A 26,045-nucleotide genomic window follows, 5' to 3' on the forward strand; every position below is an offset into this window, starting at 1 on the left:
GACAAAAGCTGAAACTTTTTCTCAATAAAATATAAAATATAATGATAAATTTTTCAAATGTAATGCTGATGATTTTTATTTACTTGTTCGTTTGTTTTACATAAATTAATTTAATTAGATTGCAACAAAAATTAATTTTGTCCAAAAACCATGATAGTAGTGGTTTCAAAAGATATTTTTGCTAGCGCAGGGTTCCGTAAGGCTATCCCAAGTAATTTTAATTTTTTACTTGATATTTGTAACCTGGCATTCTAAGATGACTAAATTAGTGAGAATAGGTAGCAATAGCTATGAGCTTTTCCGGCATTACTGTCGAGCAACGTTCCAAAGAAGTTGAGGCTCTCAAGTCTTTTCTGACTTACAGTCTAATAGGTTCACTGGCGCTGCATATCGGCGTACTGTCCTCAGGCATAAGTAATTATTTGACGAGAGTCCCCACAGGGGAAGAAGAACCAATAGAGTTGGCGATCGTGGATTCTCCAACTGCGGAACCAGAAAAACCAATCGCAGAGATTCCAGAAGAAATAAAAAAAGAACCAGAAGTTATCCAAAAACAGCCTATAGAAACTCCACCAGTAGAAAAAATTCAGCAGCAAGAACAGATTACAGCGATCGCTCAGAAGCCACAGCCGATAAATACGCCGCCAAAAGCAATTGTGACCAAGCCAGAAGTTGCTGTGAAATCTGCACCTATTCCACAATCAGCTCTATCTGGAGATTCCAAAGCAAGTTCGGCGGGTGGCGGTGGCGGTGGTGGTGGCGGTGGCGGTTCTGGTGTTGGTTTAGGTTCAGGTAGCGGTATTGCTGTAGGTACAAGTAGCGGTACTGGCCCTGGCGGAGGAACTGGCACTGGCACTGGAGGTGGCATTGGCAGTGGAACTGGCACTGGCACTGGTAGCGGTATTGGCAGTGGCATTGGCAGTGGAATTGGTAGTGGCATTGGTAGTGGCATTGGCAGTGGAATTGGTAGTGGAACTGGCAGTGGTACTGGCAGTGGCATTGGTAACGGCATTGGTAGTGGCACTGGCAGTGGAATTGGCAGTGGAACAGGAAACCGTCCCACAGTAGCAACAGCACCTACACCTCCAAAAATTAACAGTTCAGGTAATGGTAATGGTCGTGCAGCCTGCCGCGAATGTAATGCCAAATATCCAGAGGCAGCAAGACGGCGAGGAGTTGAAGGCAGAGTAGAAGTAGCTGTAGATACTGATGCACAAGGCAATGTTACCAATGTGCGGATTGCTCGTTCCAGTGGAAACCGAGAATTAGATGAAGAAACTGCCAGACAAGCGCGTGACTGGAAATTAAAACCCACAGAAGGTGGTAGACAAGGGGTATCTATAGCCACTGAATTTGCCATACAAGGTTCACGACGATATCGGCAAGTTCAAGAACGAAAAACACAAAGACAAGCACAAGAGAGAACCCAGCAGACAACGGCTGCCAACTCCACAGGGGAAACTCCAAAACGTAGACGCAGAGAGTTGCAACCCTCATCTAATGAAGCTAGAGCCACAAGACCAGCAATATCTGGATTTAGTCGGCGACTAGAACCTCAAAGAGGGGAAAGTACTACTACAAACTCATCATCTGGAGCTAGGACAACTCGCACTCAAGGAACTGCAAGAGAATCTCTACGCCGTATTCGTAGTGAACGAGCGGGTAGTAATTCATCACAAAAGCCACAACCAACTATAAATCGACGGCGGCGAAGAGATAACGCTAGCCAAAATAAGTTGCGAGACTCTTTACGCCGTTTACGCCAACAACCTCAATCGCAACCGGCTGCACCTAGTCAGCAGTAGTAGTCTGTCAAGTTAAGTTTGCTGGGTTTGTAGTGAGCGCTAAAGCGCTCAAATCAAGGACTAAAGTCCTGACTAAACTTATTCATCCTTTGATTAGCGATCGCACACCGCCTCCTATTTTTAGGAGGCGGTTGTTCTTTAGACAGGAATGGCTTCGTTAGGCATCACCCCTCTACCATGAGGAAGAGGGGTTAGGAGTGCGGTAATTTTATGATGGGCAAATAGACACACTGGCGATCGCTTGATTTGCCAATCAATAGAAGTGGAAGTGAATAATCCTGCACTTTCCCATCCCCGATTTCTCTGATGAGGGCAATGAAAATCGCCTGCACCTAAGAAATGGTAGTAGTGTTTGCTCATCACCAATTATATGCTGAGAGGATAGTCAATAGCTAACTATCAAGTTGCTCATCTGCGCTTTATGCTAGGCGTCAAATTCACTGATTTGAATAAAACTTCTACATAAACACACACTGATGCAGTTTGATTTGCTTGAATAGCTATATTGATAGGACATTGATACGACTGCAATTCACAATCCTGATTATGGCAAGTAAATTCATTGATGTTAGGGAATATACTGTCAGGGCGCACAAAAGACAGATTCATACTCGTGTTTTTCAATTTGTCTGTAAAGAGTGTAACGATCTGACAAAGCGCGAGACTTTTGGCCCTCGACCTTTATATTGTGAGAGATGTCGGCCTCCCCAACCGCCTAAGAAATCCCAGCCAACATCTCACAAAGCAAAACCCAGAGCAATGTCTTACAAAAGTGACATCGATTTAAATTGATTAACGCCTTATGACTCAAAATGGACAATTAGAACCACCTCCTGGCACTTTTATCTCACCACTGTTGGAATTACGAGACTATTATGCTCGCCTCACAGAAGAGTATGAACGCCTCTTTGTGCAGGCGCGATCGCAGCTTGATCATGTAGAAGCATTATTATCTAACTGGTCTTTTTCTGATACCAACAAGCAGATATCAAGACTGACGGCGGCTGATGAAACCTCAAATCTTACCCAAGAAGGCTCTCTGCGGTTTTTATCGCCCCTTGATGACATCGAGGAAGTCAACTTGGTAGAGTCTTTAGGGTCAGTACGACAAGACTCAGACAAGATTGAGATAGATAATTCTTTTTCTGCTGCTGTTGATACAAAAGAGAGTCAACCTCTAACTACATCCCCAGATTCAAAGAGCGCCCCAGAGAACAACGAGAGTTCAACGAAGGTGGCGGAAATCCCGATGCTACCCCAGTATGGGCACGCTCTTTCGCGAATGGAAGCTATAAAACAGCTATTGCAAGAGCAGATAGGCACTGTCTGTCATATCGATTTTATCGTGCGATCGCTTTATGGAGAATTGGATTCCAATCTATTCAAAGTAGTTAAAGGTAGGGTTCAATCTTCCCTGACCCAAGGCAGAGAAAGGAATTACTGGGTAACTATTCCCGATGAGCCAGGTTGTTATACTCTGGATCTAGGTTTGGTAGCCCCAAATAATGGCAATGGTGTTTCCAAAAGCATCAAAAACAAAAAGAAGAAACCTTTCGTACCTCCGACAAAAACAGTACCAATGCTCAAAGACTTTGAGGGTCAATTCTTAATTGATGCCCTCACCTCTCTGTTTGAACAAAATCCAGGTAAAGTTTTCAGCGTCGCTGAAGTCATCGCCGGAATTTATGGAGAACTAGATTCTCAGCAACTTAGAGAGATCAAAAATAAGGTACTGAATGAATTATCCAGAGGCTATCGGACAGGCAGATTCTCTAAGATTCCTGACCAAATCGGCTTCTATACTTGGGACTCCAATTTGGTATTGAAGGGTAGTTCTCGCTAAATGGGCATGGGGAAGAGGCAGAGGGGCAGTTCTTGCTGGGAGAAAAGGGGAAAAAGAACCTGCATCAAGTCTTTCACTTCCCCCTTGCACCCCGCTCCCTGCCCCCTGTTCCCCACTCCCCACCTATCCCAAAAACAGCTTGTATGCCGGATTCTTGTTTTCATCCCAATAGCGATAGCCCAGGTTATCGAGAAAAGCTTGCCACTCTTCCATTTCGTGAGGGGGAACCTGAATACCGACAACGATTCGCCCATAATCTGCGCCGTTGTTGCGGTAGTGAAAAAGACTAATATTCCAGTCGGGACTCATAGAAGTAACAAACTTCATCAATGCACCGGGACGTTCGGGAAACTCAAAACGGTAGAGCAATTCATTGTGAGCTAGGGGAGAGTGCCCACCCACCATGTGGCGCAGATGTAATTTAGTTAATTCGTCATCCGTTAAATCAAGGGTTTCAAATCCTTGAGCTTCAAAGTTTTCTACCATCTTGGCAGCATCAGCACGATTTTGAATTTGCACACCGACAAAAATATGGGCTGTTTTTTCATCGGCAATGCGATAATTAAACTCGGTAAGATTACGATTGCCAATACATTCACAAAACTGGCGAATACTTCCCCGTTGCTCAGGAATTGTGACTGCAAAGATCCCTTCGCGGCGTTCGCCCAACTCCGCCCGTTCTGCCACAAAGCGGAGGCGATCAAAATTCATGTTTGCACCACAGGCGACAGCAATTAAGGTTTGTCCCTCGATTTGTTCTCGTTCTGCGTAGGCTTTGGCAGCTGCGATCGCTAATGCACCTGCTGGTTCTAGAATTGATCGCGTATCCTCAAACACGTCTTTAATCGCAGCACAAGTATCGTCTGTATCCACCAGAATAATTTCATCTACATACTGCTGACATAAACGGAAGGTTTCTTCACCTACTTCCCGCACTGCTACCCCATCAGCAAATAACCCCACTTGGGATAAGCGCACCCGATGTCCGGCTTTAAGCGATTGAGACATCGCATCAGCATCTACTGGCTCAACCCCAATAATCTTGATTTCCGGACGCAACCGTTTCACATAAGCCCCAATCCCAGAAATTAATCCGCCTCCTCCAATTGCGACAAAAATCGCATGGATGGGTTGCTGATATTGCCGTAAAATTTCCATCCCGATTGTTCCCTGTCCAGCAATTACATGCGGATCATCAAAGGGATGAATAAAAGTCAAACCTTTTTCTATTTCTAATTCACGGGCATAGCTATAAGCATCGTCGTAGGTGTTTCCATGTAAAACGACTGCTCCGCCCCTCATTCTCACAGCGTCCACCTTGACTTGGGGTGTAGTTACTGGCATAACGATAATCGCTTTGGTTCCCAAGCGATTGGCTGCAAGGGCGACTCCCTGAGCATGGTTCCCCGCAGACGCTGCGATTACACCCTGCGCTAATATCTCTGGTGGCAGTTGCACCATCTTGTTATAAGCACCCCGTAGTTTAAAGGAAAATACTGACTGCATATCCTCACGTTTCAGCAGGAGTTGATTATTCAGCCGCGCAGATAAATTTGGGGCATACTCCAGTGGAGTTTCCTGGGCAACATCGTACACACGGGCAGTCAGAATTTGGATGAGGTAGTCGCAAAACATGGGCGTCAAGGTATTAGCAAATGCGGGATGGAGATTAATTTTACGTTACAAGCGATCGCACTGGTTTTATTTAATTGCACTTTCTCGAAACTTTGAGTGAATAAAATTTAAAAATTACTAATATTATTGAAAGATAAATAAGTTCAGCGATCGAAATTTTTTGGTAACTTCAAATTTAATGCGATCGCTGGTAGGTTGATTTTAAACGACTTTTGTCAACTGTCTGAATATGTTGCTCATGAACAGAATTTTTCAATTTATGTTAAAGTATGCATAGAAGATTAAATTCGGCTGTGTAGTTTGTTCTTATATATACTTGTATTACAGACCTCTCCGGATCTAAATCTCTACACCCCCTGATTCTGGAGACATTCTATGTCAATTTACGTCGGTAATCTATCTTATGAGGTTAAAGAAGATGACCTCCGGCACGTCTTTGCAGAATACGGAACTGTAAAAAATGTTCAATTACCTATCGACCGAGAAACAGGTCGGGTGAGAGGTTTCGGTTTTGTAGAAATGGAATCAGATGCTGAAGAAACAGCAGCGATTGAAGCCCTTGATAATGCTGAGTGGATGGGTCGGAGCTTAAAAGTTAATAAAGCCAAGCCCAAGACAGACGGAGGTTCCTCTGGTGGTAGACGAGGAAACTATAGTGGTGGTGGTGGTGGTGGCTCTCGTCGCTATTAAGGTCTAAAACCAAGAATTAATTTAACTCTAAGGTCTTGAAGGCAGACAAGGCGTCTGCCTTTTTTTATGTTTTGGTTGACTAGAGTGCTTACCGAAATAGTGCTAGCGGGGCGTTTAGCCTCTGCCCAGGAATTTGGCTTATATTCAAGTCTATTTAAGCCAGAAGCATCAAAGCGGGGATTTTTCCAGATATCAGGAAGCACCGTCACTTTGAAATGCCTCTGCAAAAGCTCAAACGCAAAGCAATTGCCAAGCACAAACAGCGTCAGAGAAGTTTTCGCAATTGATTACAACTGTGTTTTATGAAGCCATGCGTTAGCGTAGCTGACTGTAAGTATCGTTTTAGTAATTGGTGTAGCAACCATGAACCCTGAAGCTAAACATATTGTTAGCGAACTAAGGCGTGAGTTCTACTCTAACTTTGCTGCTGCTATGAATATGCCGGTAAGCATAACTGGTACATCTTATAATAGTAATTCTCCGATCGCATCTTGGATGGATCATAAGCAGAGACTAAACTATATAAATGTATACGCTTATACAGCACCTGATGAATTTGTCCCATTCCGCCCATTCATTCTTCGACTCGCTATTAACAAGAGTGCTGGTAGAGTGACGATGTTAAGAAAAGGACAAGTATGCCGAGGTCTTAATTTGTTGTGGGATTTCGAGTTAACTGTACTACCAAAAGAAATCTTAGACTTTCTTCCCTGGATAGTTAACTTAGTTGAGACTCATGATAATAATTCGTCCTTGTTGCTACAATCGCCACCTCATTCATTTGAATTAAAAGTACCAGAGGTTGGGTTATTTAATAATGCATGGACTCAGAAAGCTTGGCTCCTTGCAAATTCGGCAATAAGTTAAGTCGGCAGAATAAAATCAAACTATGTGAAGAAAGCTAAATACGACTAAAACTGCTTTTCCCCTGTTCCCTGCTCAATGGCATCTGCATCAATGGCGATCTCATAAAGTTCATTCATTCTCGCTGCGATATCTTCATCGCTAAACAGGCAAGCACAGTCAAGAACTTATCAAAATCCAGGGTTTTAGTGAACCATAGGTCAAACCCAGCACATAAAGCACGTTGAAACATCTTTAGCAATCTTATAGAAACGTGGGGTTTAAATAGACGAAAACTGCTGTAATTAATAAAGCGATCGCATGGTGGCGGATATGATCTTCAATAAAACTGGCGATGAAATAATAACTGTGGTCATAGCCTTCTTGGTAACGCAAGTTTAGTGGCTGATTAACATCTGCACAAGCTTGCTCAAACACCTCTGGCAGTAATTGTTCAGCTAAAAATTTATCAGCAGTCCCTTGATCAATGAGAATTGGACTGTGATATCCTACTTGCTTAACTAATTCACTAGCATCATAAGCACGCCAACTTTCTTGATTGCTGCCAAGATAACCACTGAAAGCCTTTTGACCCCAAGGACAACGCATAGGTGCAGTGATAGGTGCAAAAGCTGATACTGATTTGTAGAGTTCTGGGTTTCTCATTGCACAGACTAGCGCCCCATGTCCTCCCATTGAATGACCGAAAATACCTTGTTTTTCCGGTTCTACGGGGAAGTTTGCAGTCATTAAAGCAGGTAATTCATCGACTACATAACTATACATTTGGTAGTGTTGATGCCACGGTTCTTCTTTAGCATCAACATAAAAGCCCGCACCGATGCCAAAATCCCAGTTATCATCCTCACCTGGAATGCCAGTATTACGCGGACTAGTATCTGGTGCAACCAATATCAAACCGTACTCAGCCGCAAACCGCTGCACTCCTCCCGCCTTCACCATAAAATTCTCTTCTGTGCAAGCCAACCCAGAGAGGAAATAGAGAATCGGCACAGGTTTTTGAGTTGCTTGTGGTGGCTGATAGACAGCAAAGCGCATTTCACCGTTACAGGTAGAGGAGTGATGACTGTAAAAACCGAGTTTGCCACCAAAGCTTTTATATTCGGAAATGAGGTTTAGGTTAGGCATTGATTATGTTCTCTTTCCTAAGCGACTAACGGAGATTATTGAACTACTTGTTCCAGGAACTGGCTTGATTTAAAAGGCCAATGAGAAGCACTGTCTTCCACTGGAACAATAATATTACCCATCTTCTCTAAGAGCGATCGCCAGCGCCGAGAAGTTGAGCGCCAGCAAGCCCAAGAAGCACTATTTCAAGAAAAAGAGCTAGCCCAAGTGACATTATCCAGCTTCTCCGATATTGCTAGTTGGGGCAGGTTGCAGATCCTGAATAGCTTGGTGTGCAACTGTGACAGTAAGGTGATCTTGGAGGTTTTGACCAACACCTGGCAAATCAACGACTGAATGTCTAGCGATCGCAGATGTTCTGCATTCCCAATCCCAGAGAGCATCAGCAGTTTAGGTGAATCGAACGCGCCAGCACTGAGAATAACTTCCTGATTTACAAAGGTTTGGTGTATCGTTCCCTCGTACAGAAACTCTACTCCAATAGTGCGCGTTCCCTCAAATAGTAGCCGAGTGACTAATGCACTAGTGGTAACTGTTAAGTTGGGGCGATCCAAAATAGGTACTAGAAACGCTGCTGCTGTACTGTGCCGCTTACCATCTTTAATAGTCAACTGGTAAAGTCCGGCTCCCTCCTGTTGTGCGCCATTAAAATCAGGATTGCACTCATAACCAAGTGCGACTGCTGCTTCTACAAATCGATGTGATATTACGGCAGGTGCTAAAGGATCTGTGACACTCAGCACTCCATCCGCTCCGTGAAATTGAGACGCTCCATGCTGCTGGTTTTCAGATTTTTTGAAGTAGGGCAACACATCTTGGTAACTCCAATCGGGATTGCCTAATTCTTGCCAGTGGTCATAATCATGCCGATTGCTTCGAATATAAATCATGGCGTTGATTGAACTGCTGCCACCTAAGACTTTCCCGCGCGGACAATAAATTTTGCGGCTATTTAAGTATGGTTCTTCTTCGGTAAAATATGCCCAGTCCACCTCAGTACCCAATAGTTTTGTCCAGTCTAGAGGAACTTGATGCTCTGGTAAGGTAGCTGGATTGCCTGCTTCGAGTAATAACACAGTAGTTTGACCATCTTCTGTTAGACGATTGGCGACAACACAGCCAGCCGAGCCTGCACCAATGACAACATAATCATATTCACTCATAATATTCTTTTTGTTAATGACAAAATTTCTAAAAAAATACTTTTTTTATCATATAGTTCTGTGACTGCAATATTCCCTATTTGTCTTTGGGAATCATCATTGACTTTGCTACAAACTTACTGCCTTTCAATGCTGCCAAAGAACTGAAGGAAGAATTAATTCAATATGCCGCTGGTACCAAAGACCATACTGTGAATGATACCTTTGTGTAATTATTGCGGTTTAGGTCGTGATATTAATTGGTAATTCGTAATGGTCTACGCCCCGCTACGCTAACGTAATTCGTAATTGAGAAAGAGACTTCTAGGCTGAGGGTAAATTTTTGATTTAATAAAAATCTGACTTTTCACGTCGTGTAGAAAAGCTAACGCTAAACTTAAACCCTGAGCAAGCTTCCCTACTAGGGAATGGAAGCGAGATTTTCTAGATAAGAGTGAAAAGTCAGATATTGGAATGAGTGAAAAAAGAGATTGTGTCTGTCCTACCGCCAAGTAGAATCAATGTTCAGTTCACTTGGAACTAAGCTTAATAGATAGGCAAAGGGATTAACCACGTCCCCAGTCGCGATCGCGCTCATAGCGACGGTAATTATCACGAATGTTGCGAAGGTTGTTATCGCGCTCATGGCGGCGGTTATTGTCGCGGTCATAGCGGCGGTTATTGTCGCGGTCGTAACGGCGATTGTTATCGCGGTCATAACGGCGATTGTTATCGCGATCATAGCGACGATTATTGTCACGAATGTTGCGAAGGTCGTTCTGGCGGTCATAATCATCATTTCTGTAGTGACGACTCTGACGTTCGTAGTTACCATCATCGTTGCGATCGTAGCTGTAGCTATCTAACTCAGCAAGATAAGACACTGGTGTATTAGCATCAGCTTTTGGAGAAATAGCCAAAGCTGAAGCAGATGCTATCAAGCCAGCAAGCAAAATAGAGGTAAAGCGGTTCATGATGTGAGTCAAAAATTGTTGACAGTAATTTATGCAAGTCCAGTCTGTTTAGGAAGAGCAGATTCCACAAGTCTTTAAATTAATCCTATCAGTGTTGAATAACTCGAAAAGTTTTCTTGGGTGCGGTGATTGAGAAAACTTTTGTTGTCTGTGATACTTTCTGACCTTCCAAATCCCACAAAAAGTTAAAATTAAAATGAATCTTTGAACTGGATGAATCCACCTCTGAACTACGTTGACGAGTATTTGAACTCCATTAATGAGTTTTTGATATTAAATATATTGCGTAAGCGTAGCGTCCTCGTAGAGAAGCTCATCGTAGACATCGCATCTTTGCCAAAACCTAGATCATCGATTCAGTAAGCCTCAGTATCTTACAAGACAAAACGCACACCAATTGTGATTAGTGTGCGTCTGCGGTTAGATTTTAGAAATTCTCGAACTTAGCGATCGCATCCTTCATCTTTTCCACTACCTCATCAACAGGGATGACTCCCAATTCCCCAGAGGCACGGGTACGGATACTCAAGGTGTTGGTTTCCACTTCCTTAGCTCCCACCACTGCCATCACAGGTATTTTTTCCTTCTCTGCATTGCGAATCTGTTTACCCAAGCGATCGCCACTGGTATCAACTTCTGCACGGATGCCCAACGCTCTCATTTTCGTTACCACATCTTTAGCAAAGTCTAATTGTGTATCACCCACTGGCAATAATCTAGCTTGCACTGGCGCTAACCACAAAGGGAAATCGCCCGCATATTCTTCAATTAAGATCCCAATTAGCCGTTCCAGTGAACCAAAAGGCGCACGGTGAATCATCACTGGGCGTTTGCGAACACCATCTTCGGCAACGTATTCCAAATCAAAGCGTTCTGGCAAATTATAATCTACCTGCACAGTTCCTAATTGCCACTCCCGATCTAGGGCATCACTAAAGATAAAGTCAAGTTTGGGCCCATAAAAAGCCGCTTCTCCAATACCTTCAAAGTGTTCCATTCCCAAGGTTTCAACTGCACGGCGAATTGCACCTTCGGCTTTGTCCCAAACTTCATCGGAACCGATGTACTTATCACTAGCTGGATCGCGGAAACTGAGTCTAGCTTTAAAGTTCTTCAGTTGCAGACTATTAAACACCGACAAAATCAAATCCACCACACTGAGGAATTCGCTATCTAGCTGTTCTGGGGTGACGAACAGGTGAGAATCATCCACAGTAAAACCGCGCACTCTTGTTAAACCGCCCAATTCCCCTGATTGTTCGTAGCGGTAAACAGTACCAAATTCCGCCAGTCGCATTGGTAGTTCCCGATAAGAGCGTAATTCACTCTTATATATTTGGATGTGGAAAGGGCAATTCATCGGCTTCATAACGAAGCCCTGTTCCTGTGCAGCCGATTCCTGATCATCTGCCATTAAGGGGAACATATCTTCTTTATATTTCTGCCAATGTCCAGAGGTTTTAAATAAATCTACTCTGGCAATGTGAGGAGTTACTACAGATAAATAACCCCGTTTTACCTGTTCTTGCTTGAGGAAGTCTTCTAAAGTACTCCGCAACAGAGTACCTTTGGGTGTCCACAAAGGTAAACCCGGCCCCACTTGGTCAGAAAATATAAATAATCCCAGTTCTTTACCAAGTTTCCGGTGATCTCGCCGCAGCGCTTCTTCTTTGCGTCGCTTATACTCAGCAAGTTGTTCTGGGCTTTCCCAGGCGGTGGCGTAGATGCGTTGTAGTTGGGCTTTAGTTTCATCCCCACGCCAATAAGCACCAGCAACGCTTTCTAATTCAATTGCCTTAGGGTTTAATTCGCTGGTATTTTCCACATGAGGCCCCGCACACAAATCCCACCATTCATTCCCCAGGTGGTAAATCGTGATTGGTTCTTCTTTAATATCTGCCAGTATTTCTAGCTTGTAAGGTTCCTTTATTTCCTGAATCCGACGTGCGGCTTCGTCTCGGCTGACTTCTTCCCGAATTACTGGCAGTTTGCGATTGATAATCTTCACCATCTCTTTCTTGATGGCTTTGAGATCATTTTCGCTAAATGGTTCTGGGTTATCGAAGTCGTAGTAAAAACCGTTTTCAATCCAAGGACCGATTGTAACTTGCGCCTTGGGAAACAGCTTTTGTACTGCCATTGCCATAACATGGGAAGCAGTGTGGCGAATCTTTTTTAAGTTCTCCGATTCACTGGTGCGCGGTAAATAAATTTTTTCAATTTGTTCTGACTGTTGTGACTGATTCAATGAATTTGGCGACATCGGCTGCTGAACCATTGGCGAAGTGATTACAAAAGGTGATTTATCTGAATCTGTAGGCTTATTCAACTATAACGACTTTGTTTTTTGCCAGTTCAGCTTTATTTTCCAACTACTGAATTAATTTGTAATAGGGGATAAAGATAAATTTTTGATTTCTTTCCTGAGTGTCAAATTCAGGATTCCACGCGTAGGCGTAGCCCGTCGTAGACATCGCTAAATTATCTTATGAATTGCAACTCGGTGTCAGCTATACCTATAGACACCTCTCCAAAGGAACTGTACAAACCCGATATCTAGACTATATAATAAAATTTGTATTCTTTGTTACAAATTTTTATATCGTCAAATTATGAGAGAAATGAAAAAAATGTTAAGAAACGTAAATAACGTTAATATTAGTAAGAAAGTTTGAAATATCCTTCTCATTTATGTCAGACTCGAATTTACCAGGGACTGATTTGCTGAAAACGGTTTTAGAACCCCTGCTGGAAGATTTTCAGCATTGGTTTACGCGATCGCGTCATTTACTCGAAACCGAGCAATTATCATTTATGAGTCACCAAGAGCAATCTGACTTGCTCTTGCGAGTTAAGCAAGCGCAAGATGAACTAAATACGGCGAAGATGCTGTTTAATGCTACTGATAAACAAGTCGGGATTGATATGGCAACGTTAATGCCTTGGCATCAATTAGTAACAGAATGCTGGAATGTCGCAATGCGCTTTCGTCAAGGGCGTGAGGTCTAAGCTGCTGGGAGCATCTGCTAAATTTCGACAGACTACTTAGCGTTGTCTTTTGACTTGCCAAGGAAGGGTTTACGCAAGACGGTAGATTCAGTTATCGAAGAGATAGTACAAAACTCTTAAGATTTTCTTAACATTATTTGGATTAACAAATTAATGTATCCTATGCTACCGTAAGTGGAATAACGGTTGACAAATAGCTCCATATAAATGTAAGCGCCCAAAGGGTGCGTCAAATACTCGTCTTAACTGTGAGTCACAGGATCGGCGAAACAAAGCGTTACAAAATAAAGTTTTAAAAATTGCTGCCCTGGAGGAAAATCCAATGTTACATCTGCTTTACATTCTTGCTTTTACAATCCTTGCATTTATAGCTGTTGGCAACTTAATTCGTAACCTGATCATGTTCAGTTTTGATCGGGAGCGAACTTACCCGACGAATTCCTCGCCAATGAATAATCAAGGCAACTATGGTTATTATTCATCAAAAAAACAGTTTGTACCCCATCCAGAGTTATTAGATAGCGCAGGCAACCTAATTAAAGAGCCACTTTTGGTAATGCGTTCGATTAATGTTGAAGATGCGCGTCAACATCTTGATGCACTTTACGAAGCATCCCCAGGACATAAGAGAGATAATTCCGAAGAAGCGTAAGAGTTTGGAGTTTGGAGAGACGCGATTAATCACGTCTGTACAAGAGTTAGGAGTTTGGGTGTAAATTATTGTTGTTTTTACATCCTTAACTTTTCATTAGCAGAATTCTATTACAAGAAAGCGTATTGACAACGTAAATACATCTTGCCTAGACTATGAGGTATGGATGTTTTTTTCGTGCTTAATGGTGTCACCTTCGTTTGGAACGAGGAGAAAGCTTGAGATTAATCCTAGCAATCATGACGGCATGACATTTCAGCAAGCCCTAGAAGCTTTCTTCGATAGTAAGAGAAAAGCTAAATCCAGCTGAGTAGCGAGAGTTATCTGCCTGTGTTCTAGGTCACTAGTATAGAATAAGCTGTGATTTATTATTTAAAAGTGCATTGACCAGATTTGAGTTCATAGTAGATGGGCCACCAGTATCACAACAGGCTCGTAATCGCGGTAAGGGCAATCGGCTTCAAGCTTGGAAAAAGACAGTGCGACAAGAGGCTGAAAAATACTGGTCTTCGGAACAAAAAACAGCTACTGGGTTGGTTATGCTCCAGATAACCTATTTCTATGATTCTGTTGAAAGAGATATAGACAATATAGTGAAGCCTATTCAAGATGCAATTATTGGATTAGCCTACGTGGATGATAAGCAAGTAAGCGACCTCCTAGTTAGAAAGAGGAATTTGTCAGGTAACTTTAAAGTAGAATACATGACCTCGACATTGGCGGAAGGCTTTGCTCGTGGCAATGAGTTCTTACATATTGTCGTAATTGATGCTCCTAATCAGGAGGTAGGTACTTGATGGAAACTCCAACCGCAAACTTAGAAAGAGAGCGATTGCTGAAACTAGCAGAGGAGTATCGCCAGAAGGGTTACGAAGTTTTTTTTCATCCAAATCCAGAAGATTTGCCTAACTTCCTTAATAACTATCGCCCTGACATGATAGTACGTCGGGGAGAAGAAAATGTAGTTATTGAAGTCAAGTCACGCTCCTCATTTAACTCTTCTTCTAATCAATACTTAGGTAATTTAGCTCAAGCGGTAGAAAAACATCCTGGTTGGAGATTTGAATTAGTAATGACCAACCCGGAGGATACAACATATTCTCTGAAAGCAGAGGCTTCTCTTCAAGAACATGAAATAGAATCACAGTTGCAAATAGCAAGGCAACTTACAACGCAACATCCAGAATCAGCTATCCTATATTCTTGGTCTTTGGTAGAAGCAACTTTGAGACTTATTGCCCAAAAGGAAGAGCTAAGTTTAGAAAGATTTGATCCACACTACTTAGTAAAGCAATTAGCAACTGAAGGTGTAATTTCAAAATCTGAGTATCAGTTACTAATGAATGCACTCCCATTACGTAATTCTATTGCTCATGGCTTCAAAACTACACAACTTACACAAAATTCTGTATATGAATTGATCGAGCTTACAGAGCAACTCTTGAGAACTCTACACACTGGTGATGAAGCAGGCTAACACTGCGTTGCTTGGAGTGAATGGCACCAAGCATAAAATAGGGAGTGGTAAATTTCCTACTCCCTACTCTCTTTCTAAGCTTCGATAACTACCCGTAAATTGCCCCGTTTTTTCGCAACGCGACAAGCAGTAGTACTACCAGAACGCTCAAATTCCAAATCGAGGATGGTGGGGCCGACTCGCAAATTATGAAATGACAGGCGATTAATCGATTCTGGCAAAGCGGGGTCGATTATTCGCAAGCAGTTATTTTGAGCATCAGGCACCAAGTTGACCATCATTTGCAGTAGTTGGAAAATACTACCTGTAGCCCAAGCTTGGGGAGTGCAGGCGACTGGATACTGCACAGGAGCATTATCACCGTTCCGTTCGTAGCCGCAGAATAGTTCTGGAGGGCGTTGGTAGGGTTGCTGCTCAGTCATGTCGAATAAACCTTGGAAAAGTTCCAAAGCTTGATCGATGAGACCAAGCGATCGCAATCCCATTGCAATCAGAGCGTTATCATGGGGCCAAACTGAACCAATGTGATACCCCATCGGATTGTAAGCGGGTGATAAACTACTCAGGGTACGAATGCCCCAACCATTAAACATATCTGGTGCTCGTAAGCGCTCTGCTACACTATAAGCTTTTTCGTGTGTGAAGAGACCCAAATGCAGACAATGACCAGGATTTGAGGTAATACTGTCTACTGGCTTGCCATCTCCATCCAAAGCCAAAGCGCAGAAATCCTGGTCTTCCACCCAAAAATCTTGATTAAAACGAACCTTAAGATTTCTGGCCTCTTCTTGCCAACGATCTGCCAAGTCAAGCCGCTTTTTCATCCTAGCTATTTCTGCTAGGCGCATTTTTGCAGCATAGACGTAAGCTTGCACCTCACAAAGGGCAATTGGGCCGTTAGCTAATTCTCCCTTGTGGTCTACGATACAGTCACCAGAATCTTTCCAACCTTGGTTAGCAAGACCGCGTTTGGATTTACGGAAGTAGCTGAGGTAGCTGGTTTGTTTGGTATTGCGATCGATCCACTCCATTGCTGCTAGAGCATTCGGCCAAAGTTGCTCTAGGAGTTCTTGATCGTGAGTCCAAGCATAATGTTCGGCATAGAGCATCAGCCAGAGGGGAGTGGCATCAACCGTACCATAGTAGGGTGTATGGGGAATTTCTTGACAACGAGCCATTTCTCCCAAACGTAACTCGTGCAAAATTTTACCCGGTTCTTCTTCGCGCCACTCGTCGTCGATTTTACCTTGGTATGTCGCAAGTAGTATCAGGGTTTCTTTGGCGATTTGCGAGTTTAGCATCAGGGTTTGAGAAGCTGTAATCAGCGAATCTCGCCCGAATAGTGTTGAAAACCAAGGTACTCCGGCGGAAACAGTCTTATACTTCCCAAAAGATTGGCGCAACAAATACATATCTTGTTCAGCCCGCTCAATCACTCGATTGAAGGTACTCTTATCTGAACTAATGCGTGTAATTTGTTGTACCCAGTGTTGCTCTTCCATCAACTCAGCGGCTTTCGCCTGTCCTAAAGTGAAGGCGGCGCTCACGGTTGAACTAGACTGGTTGTTTTTCAACATATTCACTCGGTAGCCCAGCTTTTGAGTTTCGTGAGAAGCCAACTCTAGCTGCCAAACCGCAGTGTAACCCTTGAAATAGTCTGGTTGCCGATGCTGGAATAGAATCCGGGATTCCATCACCGAGCCATCCAGACCTTGATAGGCGAGTGTTAAGGATTCTTCCCTAGAGGCGTATGGCTCTTTGGGTACAGACGAAACGCCATCGACAAGAGAAAATGTTCCTTCCTCAGTTGTCGGTTCCACTAGGCGTAAAAGCCGACCTCGTTTTTCTCTGTCATAGCCCCGGACTTCAAATAAATCAACAAAATCTGCATCAAAGCTGATGGTTAGTTCAAAATTGACGGTGGTTGTGCTGTAGTTAGATACTTCTAGTTCTTCAAATAGTGCTCCATTCAGCACCATTTCTCGGCGAATTCCTATAGTTTCGGCTCTTAGGCGTTCGTCGATTCTGGGGTTGGTACACAAAACTGAGAGTGAAAACCCTTTTTCAGCCGTACTACTGAGGAGTACAGGCGATCGCCCTTCAATTTGCAACTCCAAGCGATTGAGAAATCTCGTATCACAACAAAACAGTCCCATGCTGGGATTGCCATCGTTGAGGGAACAGCCAGAAATGTTCCCGATAGTATCTGTCACAAAAAATAAATCATCATCTTTAACCGTCAGTGTCGGTTGTGGTCTTTCACTCACAACACAAGGCCACTCCGGGATAGGTAATTGTTCGGCAGGAATAAAAGTTTTTCCATCCAGAAAAATTTTTTCCGGGGTCATTAGCGTATCCGGTGTCATTAGCCAAAGTTCCGTGTACAGGTCTATATTTTTGTGGTCTTTTGAGTAGAGGTCTCTCACCAAGAGGCAGAGGGGCACAGAGGAAAGAAGAAATAACTTCTTGCTTTAGGACAGAGCAATTAAATTTATTTAGGTCAAAAAAAGAAAGATTTGTGTCGAGACACGTATTGCAAACAAAGAGCAGCGTCTCGTAGAGAGATAGAAGGTGCAAAGCCAAAGACATTTCCGTTGCTTTGAGCAGTTATCCTGCCCTTGCTTGTAAGTATGGGGTTTCCCCTCTACCTATCCTCTCTCTCACAGGTGTAGATTTTTCAAATTCAGTCGGAAAAGCTGATTTTTTCGTACTGAAATTTCTCCCTGCGCCTTTGCGTCTCCCGAAGTTCTGATCCGGCAGAAGCCGCCAATCGGACAATTCTGGGCGTCAATCAAAACGCAAAATCTAAAAAACCTACACTTATCACCCATCCTCTCTGCTTTTTGTTGACCCTCACAACTTCCGAAAAAAAGATGCCCTCTAAAACTCATTTGAGCGATTCGAGCCAAAATAATCCTTACATACTGCTGAGAAAATAGCAGCGCTCAAATCCATATAAGCAAATCTTGATAAATTTATATTTTATTAAGTCTAAAGTCTAGACTGAAAACTGAGGGTTTTGAGATAATTCATTAGTCATTGAACTTTCAGAATGTAGTATACTCCGCAAAAACGCGAAGTTGACAGCTTTTGTTGGGTATGAAAGCATTTGTTCCTTACTATTATACGATTTTGTCTTAAATATCTTTGGTATTTGATTAGACTAATTTATGATAATTAATTAATTGATTAAATTTAATCACTAATCATGGATTAAATTATGTGAATGTAGCAGTAATAATTTTTGGGTAAGAAAATTTCTTTAGTGAGCAGAAATCAACATAGGCAAAGTAGACAATGTCAACAACGGGCTACGCCAACGCGTGGACTATCAATCAATGACCAGTGGTTATTAGCGAACACAACAGTTCAAACCATACAACAATTAGTGTTTTAGTACTTAGTCCGGAAAAATTTTACCTGTGCAAGCAAATGGCAAAGTTGGTCGAGAATGTATATTGGGCGTAGTAGCCTATTATTTGAAACATCTTGTTAAGCTCATCCCATCGCCTTTAGACCTGGGATTTTATGGGCATTGAAAAGAGGCAGAGGGGCAGGGTGCGGGGGGCAGAGGGAAAACTCTTCTCCCTTGCTCCTTCTGCTTCCCCTGCCTCAAGAGCTTGTCTTTACCCGTCATTTTTGGGTTGGTTGAGTACTAGTTGGTAACAAAGTGTTGCGCCTGCTTTGGCAGAAAGTGCTTTTTAGCGTTCTTTACATATTGCAACTCTCTATTTAACTTGAGAGTCCCTTGGAATTTGTACAATGCAGCTGTGACTTTTGATCTTGTCGAGGTTGAGCGTTTAACAATAATTCATGAGCATTTCGACTTCTGTGCTGAGTGATCTGCTAAAGTCCCTACCCTACTTGCGGCCCCAGCTATATTTTAAGGCTTCATTAACGGCGCTCTCCCACGCGATGGAAGATCAAGTTTTGGCTGCGACTTTAGCTCAACCCCTTGTAATTGCTAGTTTCCAGCGAGAGCGATTCTACCGCCAAGAAGCTCATCGCTACCAGCGACTTGCCTTACGAAGTAATCAAATATATGTATTATCTGCTCCAGAAACGGATTTCGCCAACAGTTCGGAACACTACGAAAAAGTGGCTTTTGAGCCAAAGGATGGCTTAAGTCAAGAGTGGCATTTGGTAGTGATTGCTGACAATTATGCTACTTGTCTGGTTTGCCGGGAAAACCTTGGTTCTATTGCCAAAAACAAGCAACTACCTGAACTAAGCCCTAATCTGGATATAGACACAGCGCGGAGATTTGAGGGAATTTGGACATCGGAAAGGGGAGTTAGTCTCAAAGCAGCCGAATTGCTGTTAGACAGGATTTTGGTTTACAGACCAGAACTGGCAAGTAAAATTGAGGAGGCACGTCAGAGGTTTGGCATAGGGCAGCCACGAAACCACTCTGGAGCAGAACAGGTCAACGAATATGCTTGTGACATTGATACAGATCCCTTTGTGCAGCGCTTAGTCACTTATTTACAAGCTAGCCAGTACAAATTGCACAAAGCCTACCGTTCCATTGCTGCCCAAGCACGAAAAGAACGATTAGTCAACTCGATTAGCACTGCCATTCGGCGATCGCTCGATCCTCACGAAGTTCTTCAGGTAGCGGCACAAGAATTAGGACAACACCTAGAAGCTTGTCGCTGTTTAATTTACCGCGCTCAAGCCGCAGATAGCCAGGCCATAATTGAACACGAGTTTTTGACTCCTGGTGTTTTATCTGTTCGTGGGCAAACCTGGGAGTTAGAGAAAAACTCACTATTTCGGGACATAGTACAACAAGGCGAAGGTGTTTGTGTTAGCGATACGCTGAATGACCCTCGCGTTACTAATTCGCCAGGACTCTCCACGATCGCTAAAAAGTTTGCCATTCGTTCTTGGCTGATGGAACCAGTGTTCTATCAGGGGCGATTATTGGGCATTGTGGAGTTACACTATTGCCGGATGCCACCGCACGAGTGCCAACCTGGAGAATTGGATTTAGTAGAAGCGATCGCTACCCAAGTAGGAGCAGCTCTCATCCAAGCGGAAGCTTACGCTAACCTAGAAGAACTTAATCAGCAGCTAGAAGCCCTAGACCGCACCCGCAGCAACCTCATAGCCATTACTGGGCACGAACTGCGTACCCCCTTATCCACAATTCAAGTGTGTCTGGAAAGTCTCGCTAGTGAGCCGGATATGCCTTTAGAGTTGCAGCAGATTATGCTTAACACTGCTCTTTCCGACTCAGAGCGGATGCGAAAACTGGTACAAGATTTCCTCACGCTTTCCAACTTAGAAAGCGGTCGGGTGGAATGGCATCCAGAATCCCTCACTTTACAAGAGTGTGTGGATTTAGCACTCAGCCGGAATCGTACGCGTTCCTCAACGGAAAAGCCGCCCCAAGTCAAGACTCAAATTGCCCAAGACCTACCTCTAGTCAGAGCTGACGGTGATTGGCTAGTAGAGGTACTGGCAAAACTCATGGACAATGCTTGTAAATTTACGCCACCTGAAGGAGAAATCACCATTAAAGCGATTTACAACAGCCGTCAAATGGTCGAGGTGACTGTGGCTGATACTGGACGTGGCATTGAACCGAATCGTTTAGAAGTAGTTTTTGACCGCTTTTATCAAGAAGAGGGAGCGCTACGCCGCACTACTGGCGGGACTGGACTTGGTTTAGCCATTTGCCGTCAAATTGTTAATGGCTGGGGTGGGGAAATTTGGGCAGAGTCAACTGGCAAAGACCAAGGTAGTCAGTTTCACTTCACCATCCCGATTGTTCAGAGTAGCCAAGAGGAAAAGCGGACAAAAGTCAAGAGTAAATAGTATTGGGCATTGGGCATTAGTTTTTAACAAATGACAAAGGACTAACGACTAATGACTAAAAACTGTTACAGTCTATGACGCGATCGCAATATGATCCTGGTTGCGATGTTAGGATTCCCTAAAAACGTTGAGAGAACAGACTTTATGGCAGAAACACTCTCTGGACAAACCCCGCTATTTGCTGGCAGCACTGGTGGCTTGCTTAGAAAAGCAGAAGTGGAAGAAAAGTACGCTATCACTTGGACTAGCCCGAAAGAGCAAGTTTTTGAATTGCCTACAGGTGGTGCTGCTACTATGCGGAAAGGTGAAAACCTGCTGTATATAGCTCGTAAAGAATATGGCATCTTTTTGGGCGGTCAGCAACTCCGGAAACTCAAAATTACAGACTATAAAGTTTACCGGATTTTACCCAACGGAGAAACTACTTTAGTTCACCCAGCCGATGGTGTCTTCCCCGAGAAGGTAACTGAAGGTCGTGAGAAAGTGCGTTATGTAGACCGCCGGATCGGACAAAACCCCAGTCCATCTAAAGTTAAGTTTAGCGGTGTTACTACCTACGACGCTCCATAACTAGCTGTTAGTAGCTAATGGGTAATTAGTAATGGGTAAATGGTAAGAGAATTACCCATTACCCATTACCAATTACCAATTACCTTTGAAAAATAATGATGTTTCCGGATTTCTCCCAGTTTTCTAGCCTAGCGCAACAAGGCAACTTCGTCCCGGTATATCAAGAATGGGTAGCGGACTTAGATACGCCCGTATCTGCTTGGTATAAAGTCTGTGCAGGTCAGCCTTATAGCTTTTTGTTGGAATCGATAGAAGGTGGGGAAAAGCTGGGACGCTATAGCTTAGTGGGCTGCGATCCACTGTGGGTTTTGGAAGCAAGGGGCGATCGCACAACCCAGAAAAACCGCGATGGTTCGCAGGTCGTTTTTGCAGGCGACCCTTTTACAGCTTTAGCCGAATGTCTAGCACCTTATCACCCAGTTAAGTTACCACAGCTACCGCCAGGAATTGGCGGTTTGTTTGGGTTTTGGGGCTATGAATTAATTCGCTGGATTGAGCCGCGTGTACCAATTTATCCACCAGATGAGCGAAATATCCCTGATGGATTGTGGATGCAGGTAGACCACCTATTGATTTTTGACCAGGTGAAGCGGAAAATTTGGGCGATCGCTTATGCGGATTTACGTGACCCCAATGTAGATTTACGCGCAGCATATCAACAAGCGTGCGATCGCGTCACCCAAATGCTCGAAAAGCTATCTCTACCCCTATCACCGGAAAAAACTCGATTGGAATGGAAACCGCCAGGGAGCAGAGAGGCAGAGGAGCAGGGGAGCAAGGGGACAGAAGAGTATAAGAGTAACTTTACCCGCCCTGATTTTTGTGCCAGCGTCCAAAAGGCCAAAGATTACATTAAAGCAGGCGATATTTTCCAAGTAGTAATTTCCCAGCGGCTATCAACAGCATACACAGGTGACCCCTTTGCCCTTTACCGCTCACTACGTCAGATAAATCCTTCGCCTTACATGGCTTACTTTAACTTCCAAGATTGGCAAATTATCGGTTCCAGTCCCGAAGTGATGGTGAAAGCAGAAACAGATTCAGATGGTGGAGTGATAGCAACGGTACGGCCAATCGCTGGGACACGTCCACGGGGTAAAACCATCCAGGAAGATGCAGCCTATGCTCAAGATTTACTCCAAGATCCCAAGGAAATTGCTGAACACGTGATGCTTGTGGATTTAGGGCGGAATGATTTGGGGCGTGTTTGTCAAAGTGGTAGCGTCAAAGTTGATGAATTAATGGTAGTTGAGCGCTACTCCCATGTGATGCACATTGTTAGCAATGTTGTGGGTAAATTAGCGCTTGGTAAAACAGCATGGGATTTACTGAAAGCTTCCTTCCCAGCAGGTACGGTAAGCGGCGCACCCAAGATTCGGGCGATGGAAATTATTCACGAGTTAGAGTCTAGTCGTCGCGGTGTTTATTCGGGTGTGTATGGATATTACGATTTTGAAGGACAATTAAATACTGCGATCGCAATTCGCACAATGGTGGTGCATGATAATACGGTCAGCGTGCAAGCCGGTGCAGGTTTGGTGGCTGATTCTGAGCCAGAAAAAGAATACGAAGAGACGTTGAATAAAGCTAGAGGTCTATTAGAGGCGATTCGTTGTTTGCGTTGAATTTTGGGATTGGGCACAAGAGGCAGAGGGGCAGTTCTTGCTGGATGCAAGGGGGAGAATGAGAATTTTACCTCTTTCCTCCCTCTGCTCTCTACTCCCTGCTCCCTTGCTTATTCCTGTGTCCCCAATCTCCAATCCCTTTTACTACCTGTATAGTTACTTTCAGTTGTAATTAATTGCACACTGGTTTTTATTACTTAATTGTAAAACCGGGCTTGATATGAGTACAGTAATAGTTCGATTTGCTGTATGAGAATCCAGACCAGACTTTAAAAGTTGATATACCAATATCCTTCTATTTTGAATTACATAGATTTTACTTTGAACTGCAAGATGTTTGGAAACAATTTGTGCTACTTCTAAGCCCATGTATCCACAATACCGTGACAAATTGGGAAGCTTTATAAATCCAATCAACATCAAACTTTTTCCAAAGCTAAAGAGAGTTTTTTAGACGTATTAAAAAGTGAAAATAAGTCCTGGTATTCAAATCCAGGGCCTCGGTTTCAGTGACTAGATATTACAAATGAACAAACTTGCTCATCCCAATTGACTGAAGTAAATCGCCCACATAATTCCAGTTACTCCAGTAGCAATTAAAAGGTTAGTGAAAAATCTGCCAAATTCAGTTTCTTGTCCTAATCTCTTGTCGTCTTGATCGGCAGTGAAAAACAATGACCAGGCTTGATTTACATTGATGGTCTCAAAGTTATTGAAATCAGGTCTAAAAACAACAGGCCCAATCAAATCTTTTTTGGGATAATCAAAATTAGCTTTCATAAGTTTGACTCTAAATTGTTTTATTCGTCAAGTGAAGAAAATTCGTAAATCTCAAAGTATCTTCTCTAAAGGCTGATTAGCCATCCAATCAAACCGTGTCTGGTAAAAACTTCCCAAGCTATGAGTGAGACAAAACCAATCATTGCCAAACGTCAATTGAGTTTTTCGGCATATTCGGTAAAGCCTGTCCGTGGGGTTTCATCAAGATAAAGCTTGGGTTCAATCGCAAATTTGTTAAGTTGACTGCGTTCGTTAATGGTAAAGCCTTTACCTGTCATCTTTTACTCTTTAGTTTTTGTCATCTGTAAATGAATATAAAATAGTGTAAATATTTTTTGCAAGCACTTGACACCAAACCAGAGGTAGTAAAAACCGTACTAGATGAGTAGGGTATTTTGGATTTGTACGAGAAGTAGGCGATGTCTCCAATCGGTTGTGACGCTCTCTACGGGACGCTACGCGTAGCGTCCCATAGAGAAGTTACGCCTACGCTCTTGGAAGTGAATACACACAAAGATACCAATTGTGTTTAATCTAACTTCAGCAAAACTTATCATTAATATAAGCAGAAGCTATCAATGTATAACTGAGAAAGTATTGCTTATTTGTAACGAACTTGTTATGTTTCTTTACATAAAGATACAAAGTAACGTAAATGCGTTAAACACTGTTGATTAAGGCTTTCTAAATAACTATGCAGTTGAGCCTGCTATGTGCTTTGCCGAGTATCCAAACTCAACGGCAACAGAATAGCTATGCCTAGGAATGTCTACGACGGCTTGTACCCCTACGGGGAAGCAAGCTACGCGTAGCGTGTCGCAGACAAGACTCGCTATCAGTGACACAAAAACTGCTGAGTGCCTTTGTTAACAGCTAAACGCATTTCCCTTCGTCTTTGCACATTTGATTTTTCACATTCGATAGAACTGTAATTTTCTTTTTGGAATTTCTGCTATGTCTTTTACCATCCAGTCGGCTCAAAGTATTTTTCCCGGCACCCTAGTTGCTGATGTTGTTCCAAACGTTGTTGAATCATTCTCTAAGCTCAATGCTGAAGATCAACTAGCATTACTCTGGTTTGCCTATACCGAGATGGGTAGAAGTATTACAGTTGCTGCTCCTGGGGCGGCCAACATGATCCTCGCACAAGGCTTACTCGAACAAATTAAGCAAATGCCTTTTGAGGCTCAAACGCAAGTCATGTACGATTTGGCTAACCGTGCTGACACTCCCCTCTGCCGTTCCTATGCATCCTTCACCGTGAACATCAAGTTGGGCTTCTGGTATCAGTTGGGAGAATGGATGGCCCAGGGAATCGTTGCTCCTATCCCAGAAGGCTACAAGCTTTCTCCTAAGGCTGCTGACGTGTTGCAAGCCATCCGGAATGCTGATTCAGGTCAACAAATCACAATCCTACGCAATACCGTAATTAGCATGGGATTCGACCCGAACGCTCCTGGTAGTTACAAAAAAGTTTCAGAGCCTGTGGCTCCTCCCACTGCACCAGCATTTCGGACTAAAGTCACTATTGAGGGCGTCAACAATCCCACGGTGCTGGGCTATATCAACAACATGAATGCCAATGACTTTGATGCTGCGGTTAATCTGTTTACCTCTGGAGGTGCTTTGCAACCTCCCTTTGAAAGACCAATTGTTGGTCAGGAGGCAATTCGGGCTTACATGCGTGAAGAATGCCAGGGATTGAAGATGATTCCAGAGCGCGGTGTATCTGAGCCAGTGGAAGATGGCTACACCCAAATTAAAGTCACAGGTAAAGTCCAAACCCCTTGGTTCGGTGCGAGTGTGGGGATGAATATTGCATGGCGGTTTTTGATAGATCCCCAAGGCAAAATTTTCTTTGTAGCGATTGACTTGCTTGCTTCTCCTAAAGAACTGCTCAACTTAGTACGTAAATAGAGTGCTAGATTAGTCGTTGCTTAAGCGTGGATGAGTGAAGCAGCAATCGCCACCTCACCACGCTTAAGCAAAAGAGGCATATTTGTTGTGCGATCGAAAGCAACCGATTCT

Annotated in this window: 21 protein-coding genes and 3 pseudogenes; 15 read left to right on the forward strand and 9 right to left on the reverse strand. The window is 43.4% G+C overall.

Features of this window, described 5'->3' with window-relative positions; genetic code table 11:
* Window positions 1-290 precede the first annotated feature (290 nt).
* On the forward strand, window positions 291-1,805 hold the full coding sequence (locus RM347_RS19195; protein WP_322721248.1) for a TonB family protein: 1,515 nt from the start codon (window positions 291-293) through the stop codon (window positions 1,803-1,805).
* 138 nt (window positions 1,806-1,943) lie between these two features.
* Here RM347_RS19195 and RM347_RS19200 read toward each other — a convergent pair whose 3' ends face one another.
* Window positions 1,944-2,165 carry a hypothetical protein gene (locus tag RM347_RS19200; RefSeq protein ID WP_322721249.1) on the reverse strand — a complete coding sequence of 74 codons (222 nt, stop codon included), beginning with the start codon at window positions 2,163-2,165 and terminating at the stop codon, window positions 1,944-1,946.
* 186 nt (window positions 2,166-2,351) lie between these two features.
* Here RM347_RS19200 and RM347_RS19205 point away from each other — a divergent pair, with 186 nt between their 5' ends.
* Together RM347_RS19205 and RM347_RS19210 are read left to right on the forward strand one after the other, a co-directional pair.
* The gene (locus RM347_RS19205; RefSeq protein WP_094327534.1) at window positions 2,352-2,597 is read left to right on the forward strand and encodes a hypothetical protein; all 246 of its coding nucleotides are present in this window, start codon (window positions 2,352-2,354) and stop codon (window positions 2,595-2,597) included.
* Window positions 2,598-2,607: 10 nt separating this feature from the next.
* The gene (locus RM347_RS19210) at window positions 2,608-3,648 is read left to right on the forward strand and encodes a hypothetical protein (RefSeq protein ID WP_322721250.1); all 1,041 of its coding nucleotides are present in this window, start codon (window positions 2,608-2,610) and stop codon (window positions 3,646-3,648) included.
* Between the two features lie 123 nt (window positions 3,649-3,771).
* On the opposite strand, the gene ilvA is transcribed toward RM347_RS19210, so the two are convergent.
* Window positions 3,772-5,283 carry a threonine ammonia-lyase, biosynthetic gene (gene ilvA, locus RM347_RS19215; RefSeq protein ID WP_322721251.1) on the reverse strand — a complete coding sequence of 504 codons (1,512 nt, stop codon included), beginning with the start codon at window positions 5,281-5,283 and terminating at the stop codon, window positions 3,772-3,774.
* A gap of 375 nt (window positions 5,284-5,658) precedes the next feature.
* Here ilvA and RM347_RS19220 point away from each other — a divergent pair, with 375 nt between their 5' ends.
* The 3 genes and pseudogenes from RM347_RS19220 to RM347_RS19230 all read left to right on the forward strand — a co-directional run bounded on the left by RM347_RS19220 (window position 5,659) and on the right by RM347_RS19230 (window position 6,840).
* Window positions 5,659-5,973: an RNA recognition motif domain-containing protein gene (locus RM347_RS19220; protein WP_322721252.1), complete on the forward strand. Its 315-nt coding sequence runs from the start codon at window positions 5,659-5,661 to the stop codon at window positions 5,971-5,973.
* Window positions 5,974-6,143: 170 nt separating this feature from the next.
* Window positions 6,144-6,260 (forward strand): annotated as a pseudogene (rpsU, locus tag RM347_RS19225) (30S ribosomal protein S21); the annotation flags it as partial.
* A gap of 76 nt (window positions 6,261-6,336) precedes the next feature.
* A complete protein-coding gene (locus RM347_RS19230; protein WP_322721253.1) occupies window positions 6,337-6,840 on the forward strand; it encodes a hypothetical protein in 504 nt (167 codons plus the stop codon).
* Window positions 6,841-7,080: 240 nt separating this feature from the next.
* Here RM347_RS19230 and fghA read toward each other — a convergent pair whose 3' ends face one another.
* Together fghA and RM347_RS19240 are read right to left on the reverse strand one after the other, a co-directional pair.
* Window positions 7,081-7,965, reverse strand: coding sequence for an S-formylglutathione hydrolase (fghA, locus tag RM347_RS19235; RefSeq protein ID WP_322721254.1), 885 nt, complete (start codon window positions 7,963-7,965; stop codon window positions 7,081-7,083).
* Between the two features lie 216 nt (window positions 7,966-8,181).
* Window positions 8,182-9,128 (reverse strand): annotated as a pseudogene (locus tag RM347_RS19240) (GMC family oxidoreductase); the annotation flags it as partial.
* Between the two features lie 86 nt (window positions 9,129-9,214).
* On the opposite strand from RM347_RS19240, the gene RM347_RS19245 reads away from it, so the two are divergent.
* Complete coding sequence (locus tag RM347_RS19245; protein WP_322721256.1) at window positions 9,215-9,340, forward strand: hypothetical protein; 126 nt, start codon at window positions 9,215-9,217, stop codon at window positions 9,338-9,340.
* A gap of 333 nt (window positions 9,341-9,673) precedes the next feature.
* Here RM347_RS19245 and RM347_RS19250 read toward each other — a convergent pair whose 3' ends face one another.
* Together RM347_RS19250 and thrS are read right to left on the reverse strand one after the other, a co-directional pair.
* Entirely contained in the window at window positions 9,674-10,081 is a 408-nt protein-coding gene (locus RM347_RS19250) for a hypothetical protein (protein WP_322721257.1), read from the reverse strand.
* A gap of 427 nt (window positions 10,082-10,508) precedes the next feature.
* A complete protein-coding gene (thrS, locus tag RM347_RS19255; protein ID WP_322721281.1) occupies window positions 10,509-12,359 on the reverse strand; it encodes a threonine--tRNA ligase in 1,851 nt (616 codons plus the stop codon).
* Between the two features lie 413 nt (window positions 12,360-12,772).
* Here thrS and RM347_RS19260 point away from each other — a divergent pair, with 413 nt between their 5' ends.
* The 4 genes from RM347_RS19260 to RM347_RS19275 all read left to right on the forward strand — a co-directional run bounded on the left by RM347_RS19260 (window position 12,773) and on the right by RM347_RS19275 (window position 15,219).
* Window positions 12,773-13,090 (forward strand): DUF2605 domain-containing protein, encoded by a 318-nt coding sequence (locus tag RM347_RS19260; RefSeq protein ID WP_322721258.1) that lies wholly within the window; start codon window positions 12,773-12,775, stop codon window positions 13,088-13,090.
* A gap of 322 nt (window positions 13,091-13,412) precedes the next feature.
* A complete protein-coding gene (locus RM347_RS19265) occupies window positions 13,413-13,742 on the forward strand; it encodes a DUF2973 domain-containing protein (protein WP_194045128.1) in 330 nt (109 codons plus the stop codon).
* Between the two features lie 383 nt (window positions 13,743-14,125).
* A complete protein-coding gene (locus RM347_RS19270) occupies window positions 14,126-14,539 on the forward strand; it encodes a RusA family crossover junction endodeoxyribonuclease (protein ID WP_322721259.1) in 414 nt (137 codons plus the stop codon).
* Window positions 14,539-15,219, forward strand: coding sequence for a hypothetical protein (locus RM347_RS19275; protein ID WP_322721260.1), 681 nt, complete (start codon window positions 14,539-14,541; stop codon window positions 15,217-15,219). Before RM347_RS19270 ends, RM347_RS19275 begins: the two co-directional genes overlap by 1 nt.
* 74 nt (window positions 15,220-15,293) lie before the next feature.
* Here the strand turns inward: RM347_RS19275 and RM347_RS19280 are convergent, their stop codons facing one another.
* A complete protein-coding gene (locus RM347_RS19280; RefSeq protein WP_322721261.1) occupies window positions 15,294-17,585 on the reverse strand; it encodes an amylo-alpha-1,6-glucosidase in 2,292 nt (763 codons plus the stop codon).
* A 1,447-nt stretch (window positions 17,586-19,032) separates the two neighbouring features.
* Between RM347_RS19280 and RM347_RS19285 the strand changes: the two genes are divergently transcribed.
* From RM347_RS19285 to trpE, 3 genes are all read left to right on the forward strand, one after another.
* Window positions 19,033-21,042, forward strand: coding sequence for a DICT sensory domain-containing protein (locus tag RM347_RS19285; protein WP_322721262.1), 2,010 nt, complete (start codon window positions 19,033-19,035; stop codon window positions 21,040-21,042).
* A 144-nt stretch (window positions 21,043-21,186) separates the two neighbouring features.
* On the forward strand, window positions 21,187-21,612 hold the full coding sequence (locus RM347_RS19290) for a photosystem I reaction center subunit II PsaD (protein ID WP_322721263.1): 426 nt from the start codon (window positions 21,187-21,189) through the stop codon (window positions 21,610-21,612).
* A gap of 95 nt (window positions 21,613-21,707) precedes the next feature.
* The gene (gene trpE, locus RM347_RS19295; RefSeq protein ID WP_322721264.1) at window positions 21,708-23,237 is read left to right on the forward strand and encodes an anthranilate synthase component I; all 1,530 of its coding nucleotides are present in this window, start codon (window positions 21,708-21,710) and stop codon (window positions 23,235-23,237) included.
* 540 nt (window positions 23,238-23,777) lie between these two features.
* Here the strand turns inward: trpE and RM347_RS19300 are convergent.
* A complete protein-coding gene (locus tag RM347_RS19300) occupies window positions 23,778-24,017 on the reverse strand; it encodes a hypothetical protein (RefSeq protein WP_322721265.1) in 240 nt (79 codons plus the stop codon).
* Window positions 24,018-24,082: 65 nt separating this feature from the next.
* Window positions 24,083-24,295: pseudogene (locus RM347_RS19305) on the reverse strand (high light inducible protein).
* 676 nt (window positions 24,296-24,971) lie between these two features.
* On the opposite strand from RM347_RS19305, the gene RM347_RS19310 reads away from it, so the two are divergent.
* Window positions 24,972-25,934, forward strand: a complete 963-nt coding sequence (locus RM347_RS19310; protein ID WP_322721266.1) for an orange carotenoid protein N-terminal domain-containing protein — start codon at window positions 24,972-24,974, stop codon at window positions 25,932-25,934.
* Window positions 25,935-26,045 lie beyond the last annotated feature (111 nt).

This window comes from Nostoc sp. ChiQUE02 (genome assembly GCF_034531305.2).
In the GTDB taxonomy this organism is placed as follows: domain Bacteria; phylum Cyanobacteriota; class Cyanobacteriia; order Cyanobacteriales; family Nostocaceae; genus Nostoc.

What these genes read in the sequence shown, in the direction of transcription:
- RM347_RS19195 (WP_322721248.1), top strand. Translation starts at nt 291, where the DNA reads ATGAGCTTTTCCGGCATTACTGTCGAGCAACGTTCCAAAGAAGTTGAG.
- RM347_RS19200 (WP_322721249.1), bottom strand. Translation starts at nt 2,165, where the DNA reads ATGAGCAAACACTACTACCATTTCTTAGGTGCAGGCGATTTTCATTGC.
- RM347_RS19205 (WP_094327534.1), top strand. Translation starts at nt 2,352, where the DNA reads ATGGCAAGTAAATTCATTGATGTTAGGGAATATACTGTCAGGGCGCAC.
- RM347_RS19210 (WP_322721250.1), top strand. Translation starts at nt 2,608, where the DNA reads ATGACTCAAAATGGACAATTAGAACCACCTCCTGGCACTTTTATCTCA.
- ilvA (WP_322721251.1), bottom strand. Translation starts at nt 5,283, where the DNA reads ATGTTTTGCGACTACCTCATCCAAATTCTGACTGCCCGTGTGTACGAT.
- RM347_RS19220 (WP_322721252.1), top strand. Translation starts at nt 5,659, where the DNA reads ATGTCAATTTACGTCGGTAATCTATCTTATGAGGTTAAAGAAGATGAC.
- RM347_RS19230 (WP_322721253.1), top strand. Translation starts at nt 6,337, where the DNA reads ATGAACCCTGAAGCTAAACATATTGTTAGCGAACTAAGGCGTGAGTTC.
- fghA (WP_322721254.1), bottom strand. Translation starts at nt 7,965, where the DNA reads ATGCCTAACCTAAACCTCATTTCCGAATATAAAAGCTTTGGTGGCAAA.
- RM347_RS19250 (WP_322721257.1), bottom strand. Translation starts at nt 10,081, where the DNA reads ATGAACCGCTTTACCTCTATTTTGCTTGCTGGCTTGATAGCATCTGCT.
- thrS (WP_322721281.1), bottom strand. Translation starts at nt 12,359, where the DNA reads ATGGTTCAGCAGCCGATGTCGCCAAATTCATTGAATCAGTCACAACAG.
- RM347_RS19260 (WP_322721258.1), top strand. Translation starts at nt 12,773, where the DNA reads ATGTCAGACTCGAATTTACCAGGGACTGATTTGCTGAAAACGGTTTTA.
- RM347_RS19265 (WP_194045128.1), top strand. Translation starts at nt 13,413, where the DNA reads ATGTTACATCTGCTTTACATTCTTGCTTTTACAATCCTTGCATTTATA.
- RM347_RS19275 (WP_322721260.1), top strand. Translation starts at nt 14,539, where the DNA reads ATGGAAACTCCAACCGCAAACTTAGAAAGAGAGCGATTGCTGAAACTA.
- RM347_RS19280 (WP_322721261.1), bottom strand. Translation starts at nt 17,585, where the DNA reads ATGACACCGGATACGCTAATGACCCCGGAAAAAATTTTTCTGGATGGA.
- RM347_RS19285 (WP_322721262.1), top strand. Translation starts at nt 19,033, where the DNA reads ATGAGCATTTCGACTTCTGTGCTGAGTGATCTGCTAAAGTCCCTACCC.
- RM347_RS19290 (WP_322721263.1), top strand. Translation starts at nt 21,187, where the DNA reads ATGGCAGAAACACTCTCTGGACAAACCCCGCTATTTGCTGGCAGCACT.
- trpE (WP_322721264.1), top strand. Translation starts at nt 21,708, where the DNA reads ATGATGTTTCCGGATTTCTCCCAGTTTTCTAGCCTAGCGCAACAAGGC.
- RM347_RS19300 (WP_322721265.1), bottom strand. Translation starts at nt 24,017, where the DNA reads ATGAAAGCTAATTTTGATTATCCCAAAAAAGATTTGATTGGGCCTGTT.
- RM347_RS19310 (WP_322721266.1), top strand. Translation starts at nt 24,972, where the DNA reads ATGTCTTTTACCATCCAGTCGGCTCAAAGTATTTTTCCCGGCACCCTA.